The sequence below is a fragment of the Pseudonocardia pini genome (assembly GCF_013870575.1).
Taxonomy (GTDB): domain Bacteria; phylum Actinomycetota; class Actinomycetes; order Mycobacteriales; family Pseudonocardiaceae; genus Pseudonocardia; species Pseudonocardia pini.
Genome location: NZ_JACBXB010000189.1, coordinates 1 through 8,271 on the forward strand (window position 1 = coordinate 1; position 8,271 = coordinate 8,271).

Below are 8,271 nucleotides of genomic sequence, written 5' to 3' on the forward strand. Positions count from 1 at the left end.
GTCCTCGGCCAGCTCCAGGCCGACGGTGCCCTGCGCGGCCGCGACCACCGGGTCGTCGAACGGGTGGACCATCGTCCGCCCGGCCGCTTGCAGCTCCGCGGCCAGCACGAACGCCTGGGTGACGTCCGGGGTCAGCCGCACGTCCGACCCCGTGGCCCGGCACGCGGCGACCGTGCTCGCGGAGGCGGACTCCGGCATCACCACGGTCGCGGCGACGCCGAGCACACCGGCCATCTCCGCGACCGCGATCCCATGGTTCCCGCCGCTGACCGCGACCACACCCGCCTGCCGCTCGGCCGCGGTGAGCGAGAGCAGCTTCGCCGTGGCGCCCCGGGCCTTGAACGAACCGGTGCGCTGCAACAGCTCCAGCTTCACCGTGACCGGCACGCCGAGCAGGGCGGAGAGCCCCGGGCTCGGCAGCGTGGGGGTGCGGACGAGGTGCCCGGCGAGCTGCCGGGCGGCCTCCTCGATCTCGGGCAGGCCGATCAGGGTGCGGGGCACTTACAGGGTGCCCTGCTCCGCCGTACCCGCGGGGATCGCGGTGAAGGTCCGCACGTCGAGCGGCGCGGCGAGCTTGCCCTTCAGCGCCCCGCCCAGCTCCTTGAGCGCCGGCCCGCCGCTGTGGGTCTCCAGCGCCTCCTGCGACTCCCACTTCTCCACGAACACCAGGTCGGTGGAGTCTCCGGTCGGCTCGTGCAGGGCGTACTTCCCGCAGCCCGGCTCGGCGTGCACCTTCGGGATCGCGGCGAGGATGGCCTCGCGCACGGCCTGCTCCTCCCCGGGCTTCGGCGAGACGGTGGCGACGACGATGACGGCACTCATGGGACTCCTTCTAGCGGTTCAGGATGCGGTTCAGGGCGGGGGCGACGTCTCGGTGGGTGTGCACCGGGGTCAGGGTGCCGTGGCCGAGGCGGGCGATGTCACGGCCCAGCGGGAGGTCGTGCTCGCCGTCGGTCTCCAGCAGGACGTGCAGCTCGCCGAAGCGGCGGGCGAGGTCGCGGGGATCGGGGCCCGCGTTGTGCACGGCGTCGGTCAGCAGGATCGCCGTGCGCCGCCGCGCCGCGGAGCGGGCCAGCTCGGCGTGCGCCACCGACAGCCCGAAGCCCACGTTGGTGAGCCCGCGCGCGGGGATCCGGAGCAGCGTGTCCAGCAGCTTCGACGGCGGAGCGGGCTCCGTCAGCCCCTTGACGACGGCGGCGTCGGACCAGAAGGCGACCAGCGCGAGCTGGTCCCCGGCGCCGGAGAGGTCCGCGGACAGCGCTGCGACCGTGGCGGCGGCGATCCGGACCTTCTCGCCCCGCATCGAGCCGGACACGTCCACGATCAGCACCGCCGCCCGTCGGGAGCTCATCCGCTCCCGGACGATCACGTCGGTGTCCTCCGGCACCGGCCGCTCGGCCAGCATCTCGATCGTCTTGTCCAGGTCGATGTCGTCCGAGCGGTAGGCGTACGGGACCGAGGCCAGGGCGCCGGTGCCGCGTTCGGAACGGGCGTCTCGCGGGCGGCGGCGGACCGACAGGCGGCGGGCGATGGCCTGCGCCATCGACGCCACGGCGGGATCCGGCGCGGCATCCTCGAGCAGGTCGGAGAGGTCCTTCTGGGCGGCCTTCTGCGCCGTGACGAGCACGCCCTGCCCGCCCGCGGGCTGGTCGGTCCCGCCCCCGCCGCGCTCCGGGTTCAGCTCGGCGACGACGGGCGCGCCCTTGCCCTTCTGGAACAGGTCGGGTGCGGCCGAGAGCTTCTTGGGCTTGCGGCGCAGGGGATCGAGGGTCCGTCGCTCACCGTTCTCGGCGGTGGGCAGCGCGACGGCGTTCGGGACGTCTAGGCGGTGCGGGCCCGGCGCTGCCCGCCGGGGGCGGAGAAAAAATGGTTCTCCCAGATCTCGGTGATCACCTGTTCGGGCGTGGCGTCCGAGGCCTCGTCGACCCCGATCCGGGCCGACAGGGCCAGCAGGGCGGAGTCCAGGACCACGCGGTTGCGGTCCGCCGCCGGGTCGATCTTCTGCAGCTCCATCGCGATGGCGACCAGGTCGATCGCGCCGCGCACCGACGAGCCCCGGCGCAGCTCGGGATGGTTTCGCGTGGCGCGCGTGAGTGCCACCCCGTCGGCGATCAGGTCCTCGTCCTCGGATCCCGTGCGGCGGCCGACGATGTCCGCCTCCTCCTCGGCCGACTGGTAGCCCACGGCGAGCCGGTTCCAGCGGTCGTAGACCGAGTCGGAGATCCGGGCGGTGCCCACGTTGTCGAACGGGTTCATGCTCGCGAGCACCCGGAATGTCGACTCGGCCTTCATGGTGCCGACGCGGGGCACGGTCACCGCGCGCTCGGCCATCGCGCCCAGCAGCACGTTCAGCGTGTCCTCCGGCGCGCGGTTGAGCTCCTCGATGTAGAGGAACCCGCCCTCGCGCATGGCCTCGACCAGCGGGCCGGGGACGAAGTTGTCCGCGGAGTAGTCCTCCTGCAGCACCCGGGCCGGGTTGTGGTGTCCGACCAGGCGGGCCGGCGTGAGCTCGGCGTTGCCCTCCACCAGCACGAACGGCACGCCCCAGTGCTCGGTGATCGCGCGCAGCATCGTGGACTTCGACGTGCCCGGGGGGCCCTCCAGCAACACGTCCCGCCCCGCGGCGACCGCCGCCAGGACCAGCGTCAGCTCCCGATCCCTGCCGACGACCGCGCTCGCGATCGCCGCCCTGGCCTCCGGCCCCACCGTCGTTGATGCACTCACATCACCATCCGACCTTCCGGCGTGCTGTTCGTCAACCCGCCGGGATGTGGGATATCGGTCAGTGCGCCACAGCTCAGCCCGTCGCCGTTCAGCCCATCGTCTTCGCGCCGTCGATCGCCTCGCGGATGATGTCCGCGTGCCCGGCGTGCTGGGAGGTCTCTGCGATCACGTGCAGCAGGGTGCGGCGCAGCGTCCAGACCGCGCCCGGCTCGAACCAGGGGGCCTCGGGCAGCGGCGTGGCGTGGTCCAGGTCGCCGCTCTCGACCACAGCGTCGGTGGCCGCGGCGACCTCGTCGTAGCGGGCGAGCAGGGCGGGCAGGGTGTCGGTGTCCGCGAGGACGAACCGGGGGTCGGGCGCGTTCGGGTCCCAGTCGCCGTCGGACCAGTCCTCCCCGCCGCCCATCGCCCCGGCGTCCCCGGTGGCGAACGCGATCCACTGCTCCTCGGTGTCCGCGACGTGCTTGATCAGCGATGCGAGGGTCAGCGCGGAGACGGTGGAGCGGGTGCGGGCCTGCTCCTCGGTCACCCCCGCGATGGTCTGCTTCAGGAACCCGCGGTGCCGACGCAGGGATTCGACGAGGTCGGCGCGCTCGCCGGTGAGTGTGGTGGTCACGAGCCCTCCAGGATTCGGGGCCCGGACCGTACCGCCGGACGCGGACGAGCGGCACTCTCGCTCACTAGGTATGAGCGAGAGTGCCGCTCGTTCGGGTCGGGGCTGGGGTGGGTCAGGCGACGGGGACCACGTCCGGGGCGCCCATGCGGGCGCTGTCCGCTGTGGCGTCGTCGGGCATGGTCTGGGACTCCCGCTCCGCCGCCACTCGGCCCTGGTAGTGCTCGACCTCCTTGGCCTTCTGCTCGTCCGTCCAGCCCAGGACGGGGGCGACCAGGTCGGCGGCCTCCTGCGCGGCGCCCAGGCCGCGGTCGAAGGTCTCGATGCTCGTCCTGGTGCGTCGGGTCAGGACGTCGTCGAGGTGCAGGGCCCCCTCGCTCGCCGCCGCGTACACGATCTCCGCCCGGATGTGGTCCGGCGCCCCACCCAGCGGCTCGCCCAGCGACGGGTCCTCCGCCACCAGGTCGAGGATCTCCGATACCAGCGAGCCGTAGCGGCCGAGCAGGTGCTCGATCCGCGCCGGGTGCAGCCCCGACTGCGCGGCCAGGACCTGCACCGAGTTCTTCAGCGCCTCCCAGCCCTCGGCCCCGAGCAGCGGGATCTCCTTGGTCACGGACTCGGGCACCTTGGCGTCCATGCCGTGCACGGCCGCGTCGACGGCGTCCTTCGCCATGACCCGGTAGGTCGTGTACTTGCCGCCCGCGACCACCACGAGCCCCGGCACCGGGGTCGCGACGGCGTGCTCGCGGGACAGCTTCGACGTGGACTCCGACTCCCCGGCCAGCAGCGGCCGCAGCCCCGCGTAGACGCCTTCGACGTCGTCGTGGGTCAGCGGCTGCTCGAGCACCGCGTTGACGTGGTGCAGCAGGTAGTCGATGTCCGCCGCCGACGCCGCCGGATGGGCCTTGTCGAGGTCCCAATCGGTGTCGGTGGTGCCGATGATCCAGTGCCGCCCCCACGGGATGACGAACAGCACGGACTTCTCGGTGCGCAGGATCAGCCCCGACTCCGACCGGATCCGGTCCCGCGGCACGACCAGGTGGATGCCCTTCGACGCGCGGACGTGGAACCGGCCGCGCTCGCCCGCCAGCCCCTGCGTCTCGTCCGTCCAGACCCCGGTGGCGTTGATGACCTGCTTGGCGCGCACCCGGATCCGCTCGCCGGTCTCGAGGTCGTGGACCTCCGCGCCGATCACCCTGCCGGACTCCTTCAGCAGCCCGACGACGCGGGCGCGGGTCGCGACGTGCGCCCCGTACGCCGCTGCGGTGCGGGCGACGAACATGGTGTGCCGGGCGTCGTCGACCTGCGCGTCGTAGTACTGCAGGGCGCCGACCAGGGCGTCCTTGCGCAGCGACGGCACGATCCGCCGCGCACCGCGGCGGGTCAGGTGCTTGTGGTGCGGCACCCCGCGGGACTGCCCGGAGAGCAGCCCGAGGCTGTCGTAGAGCGCGACGCCCGCGCCCGCGTAGGCCCGCTCCCACACGTGGTGCTTGAGCGGGTACACGAACGGCACGGGTCGCACGAGGTGCGGGGCGATCTTCTGGATCAGCAGCCCCCGCTCCTGCAGCGCCTCGGCGACGAGCCGGAAGTCCAGCATCTCCAGGTAGCGCAGGCCACCGTGGATCAGCTTGGAGCTTCGTGACGACGTCCCGGCGGCGTAGTCCCTGGCCTCGACGAGGCCGACGCGCAGGCCGCGGGTGGCGGCGTCGAGGGCGCTACCCGCACCCACGACACCACCACCGACGACGAGAACGTCGAGCTCGCCGGACGCCATGTCCCGCAACGCCTGCGCACGGGCATCCGGGGAGAGCGCGACGGATCTCATGATGTCTTTCCTCTCGACGAGCGGTGGACCTGGCGGAACTAGTCCACGTCCACCCAGTCCAACGTCCGCTGGACCGCCTTCTTCCACTGGGTGTACCCCGCCTGGCGCTGCTCCTCGCTCCAGGCCGGGTCCCAGTGCTTCGACTCGTTCCAGTTGGCCCGCAGCTCGTCGGTGTCCTTCCAGAACCCGACGGCCAGACCCGCCGCGTACGCGGCGCCGAGCGCCGTGGTCTCGGCCACGACCGGCCGCGAGACCTGCACGCCCAGCACGTCCGCCTGGATCTGCATGCAGAGCTCGTTGGCGGTCACGCCGCCGTCGACCTTGAGCACCTCCAGGTGCACGCCCGAGTCCTTCTCCATGGCGTCGGCCACGTCCCGGCTCTGGTAGCAGATCGCCTCGAGCGTGGCCCTGGCCAGGTGGGCGTTGGTGTTGAACCGGGAGAGCCCGACGATCGCGCCGCGGGCGTCGGAGCGCCAGTACGGCGCGAACAGCCCGGAGAAGGCGGGCACGAAGTACACCCCGCCGTTGTCCTCGACCTGACGGGCCAGCTGCTCGCTCTGCGACGCGCCGGAGATGATCCCGAGCTGGTCGCGCAGCCACTGCACGGCCGAGCCGGTGACGGCGATCGAGCCTTCCAGGGCGTACACCGGTGCGTCGTTGCCGAACCGGTAGCAGACCGTGGTGAGCAGCCCGGAGTTCGAGCGGACCAGCTCGGTCCCGGTGTTGAGCAGCATGAAGTTGCCGGTGCCGTAGGTGTTCTTGGCCTCGCCCGGCGCCAGGCAGACCTGCCCGACCATGGCGGCCTGCTGGTCGCCGAGGATGCCGGTCAGCGGCACCTCGCCGCCCAGCGGGCCGTTCGCCAGCGTCGTGCCGTAGGGCTCCGGTGAGCTCGACGACCGGATCTCCGGCAGCATCGACCGCGGGATCCCGAACAGGGCGAGCAGCTCGTCGTCCCAGTCGAGGGTCTCGAGGTCCATGAGCATCGTGCGGCTGGCGTTGGTCACGTCCGTGACGTGCACGCCGCCGTTGACCCCGCCGGTGAGGTTCCAGATCACCCACGAGTCGGTGTTGCCGAAGATCGCGTTCCCGCTCTCCGCGGCCTCCCGTGCGCCGTCGACGTTCTCCAGGATCCACTGGATCTTGCCGCCGGAGAAGTACGTGGCGGGCGGCAGGCCTGCCTTGCGGCGGATCGTGTCGCCGTGGCCCTCGCGCTCCAGCTTCGAGGCGATCCGGTCGGTCCGGGTGTCCTGCCAGACGATCGCGTTGTAGAGCGGCCGTCCGGTCCGCTTGTCCCACACCACCGCCGTCTCGCGCTGGTTGGTGATGCCGAGCGCGGCGAGGTCGCCCGCCGTGAGCCCGGTCTTGTTGAGCCCCGTCTGGATCACCGAGGAGGTGCGCTCCCAGATCTCCACCGGGTTGTGCTCGACCCAGCCGGCCTGCGGCAGGATCTGCTCGTGCTCGAGCTGGTGGCGGCCCACCTCGTTGCCGCCGTGGTCGAAGATCATGAAGCGGGTGCTCGTCGTCCCCTGGTCGACTGCGCCGACGTACTCGGGCATGGGATCGTCCTCCTCGGTGAGGGTCAGGCCTGCTTCTCGGGGGCGGGCTCGCGGCCGACGGGCTGGGGCAGCTGGTCCTCGTCCGCGGTCAGGTAGCGCCCGATCAGGATCTTGAAGAACGCGCCGCCGACCAGACCGCCGATGATCGGCGCGACGATCGGCAACCACCAGTACTGGTTCCCGTTCTGGTCCAGGAAGGCCGTGCCGTACCCGGTGATGAACGAGGCCAGGCGCGGGCCGAAGTCACGGGCCGGGTTGATCGCGTAGCCCGCGTTGGCGCCCCATGCCATGCCGATCGCGACGACCAGCAGGCCGATGACGACCGGGGCCAGGTTGGCCATCGGCGGGTTGTTGCGCGCGTTGACCAGCGCGAAGATCACGAACACCAGGATGGCCGTGCCGACCACCTGGTCGAGGAACGCCGTCGGGATGGAGACGCCGTCCCCGCCGTTGCCGGGCAGCGTGGAGAAGATGCCCTGCGTGGCGATGGTGTGGTTCGGGTCGACCTTGTTGATCAGGTCGGAGTAGGTGACCCGGACGATGAGCGCGGCGACGAACGCGCCGAGCGTCTGGGCCAGGATGAAGGGCGCGACCTTCTTCCAGGCGAACCCTTGGTAGGCCGCGAGCGCGATGGTCACGGCGGGGTTGAGGTGGGCGCCGGAGATCCGGCCCGCGACGTAGACGCCCAGCGTCACGCCGAGGCCCCAGGCCCACGCGATCGAGTCGTGGTCGCCCAGGGGGCTGTCGCTCGACGCCGTGACCACCTGGGCCACGACGGCGTTGCCGAACAGGATGAGGATCATCGTGCCGGCGAACTCGGCGCTGAGTTCGCCGAGGTAGGAGTTCCGCATCGAACTCTCCTTTCCGGTCGTGACGACCCCCGCCCGGAGGTGTGGGACACCGGACGGGGGTCGGACCCGACCGAAACTAGGAACGGCGGACCGACCCGACAACCGAAGTCGTTCGACAATGTCGAACTGATCCAGTCGAGTCGATCACAGTAGGCTGGACTGCGTGCCGGGACCCATCCAGTCCGTCGAGCGGGCGGCGGCGATCCTGCGGCTGCTCGGCGGTGCGGGGCGGCCGCTCGCCCTCGCCGAGCTGGCGGCCGCGCTGGACCTGCCGCGCCCGACGGTGCACGGGCTCGTCCGGACGCTGCGCGAGGAGGGCCTCGTCGACCAGGACGTGTCCAGCTCGCTCTACCGCCTCGGCGTCGGGATGTACACGCTCGCCAGCGGCTGGGACCGCCACGACCTGCGCGCACGGGCGATGAACTGGGCGGACGCGCTCGCGGGCGGCACCGGCTGCGCGGTCTACCTCGCGGTGCCCGACGGCGACGCGGCCGGGCTCGTGCACCACGTCTTCCGCCCGGACGGGTCGCCGCAGACACTGCGCACCAACACCCGCCAGCCCCTGCACGCCACGGCGTGGGGGAAGTGCCTGCTGGCCTTCGCCCCCGTCTCGACGCCCGCTCCGCGCGATCTCGAGCTGCGCCGCTACACCGGCCGCACGGCGGCGACGGTCACGATGCTGGAGGCGCACCTCGCCGCCGCCCG

General features: G+C 72.1%; 9 protein-coding genes. 1 reads left to right on the forward strand and 8 read right to left on the reverse strand.

Translation table 11 applies throughout. The features are described from left to right. The 8 genes from H5J29_RS13260 to H5J29_RS13295 all read right to left on the reverse strand — a co-directional run. The coding region (locus H5J29_RS13260) for a threonine ammonia-lyase (protein ID WP_312858197.1) at positions 1-501 on the reverse strand (501 nt) is incomplete at its 3' end. After that, complete coding sequence (locus H5J29_RS13265; RefSeq protein ID WP_181781249.1) at positions 502-822, reverse strand: putative quinol monooxygenase; 321 nt, start codon at positions 820-822, stop codon at positions 502-504. It abuts the gene before it with no gap. Between the two features lie 10 nt (positions 823-832). Then, positions 833-1,627, reverse strand: a complete 795-nt coding sequence (locus tag H5J29_RS13270) for a vWA domain-containing protein (RefSeq protein WP_312858198.1) — start codon at positions 1,625-1,627, stop codon at positions 833-835. Positions 1,628-1,821: 194 nt separating this feature from the next. Next, entirely contained in the window at positions 1,822-2,724 is a 903-nt protein-coding gene (locus H5J29_RS13275) for an AAA family ATPase (RefSeq protein ID WP_181781250.1), read from the reverse strand. A gap of 88 nt (positions 2,725-2,812) precedes the next feature. Next, entirely contained in the window at positions 2,813-3,337 is a 525-nt protein-coding gene (locus tag H5J29_RS13280) for a DinB family protein (protein WP_181781251.1), read from the reverse strand. A 112-nt stretch (positions 3,338-3,449) separates the two neighbouring features. Next, complete coding sequence (locus tag H5J29_RS13285; protein ID WP_181781252.1) at positions 3,450-5,159, reverse strand: glycerol-3-phosphate dehydrogenase/oxidase; 1,710 nt, start codon at positions 5,157-5,159, stop codon at positions 3,450-3,452. A gap of 38 nt (positions 5,160-5,197) precedes the next feature. Then, positions 5,198-6,715 carry a glycerol kinase GlpK gene (gene glpK / locus H5J29_RS13290; RefSeq protein ID WP_181781253.1) on the reverse strand — a complete coding sequence of 506 codons (1,518 nt, stop codon included), beginning with the start codon at positions 6,713-6,715 and terminating at the stop codon, positions 5,198-5,200. 23 nt (positions 6,716-6,738) lie between these two features. Continuing rightward, positions 6,739-7,566, reverse strand: a complete 828-nt coding sequence (locus tag H5J29_RS13295) for an MIP/aquaporin family protein (RefSeq protein ID WP_181781254.1) — start codon at positions 7,564-7,566, stop codon at positions 6,739-6,741. A gap of 163 nt (positions 7,567-7,729) precedes the next feature. Here H5J29_RS13295 and H5J29_RS13300 point away from each other — a divergent pair. After that, on the forward strand, positions 7,730-8,271 hold a 542-nt coding region (locus tag H5J29_RS13300), incomplete at its 3' end, for an IclR family transcriptional regulator (protein ID WP_181781255.1).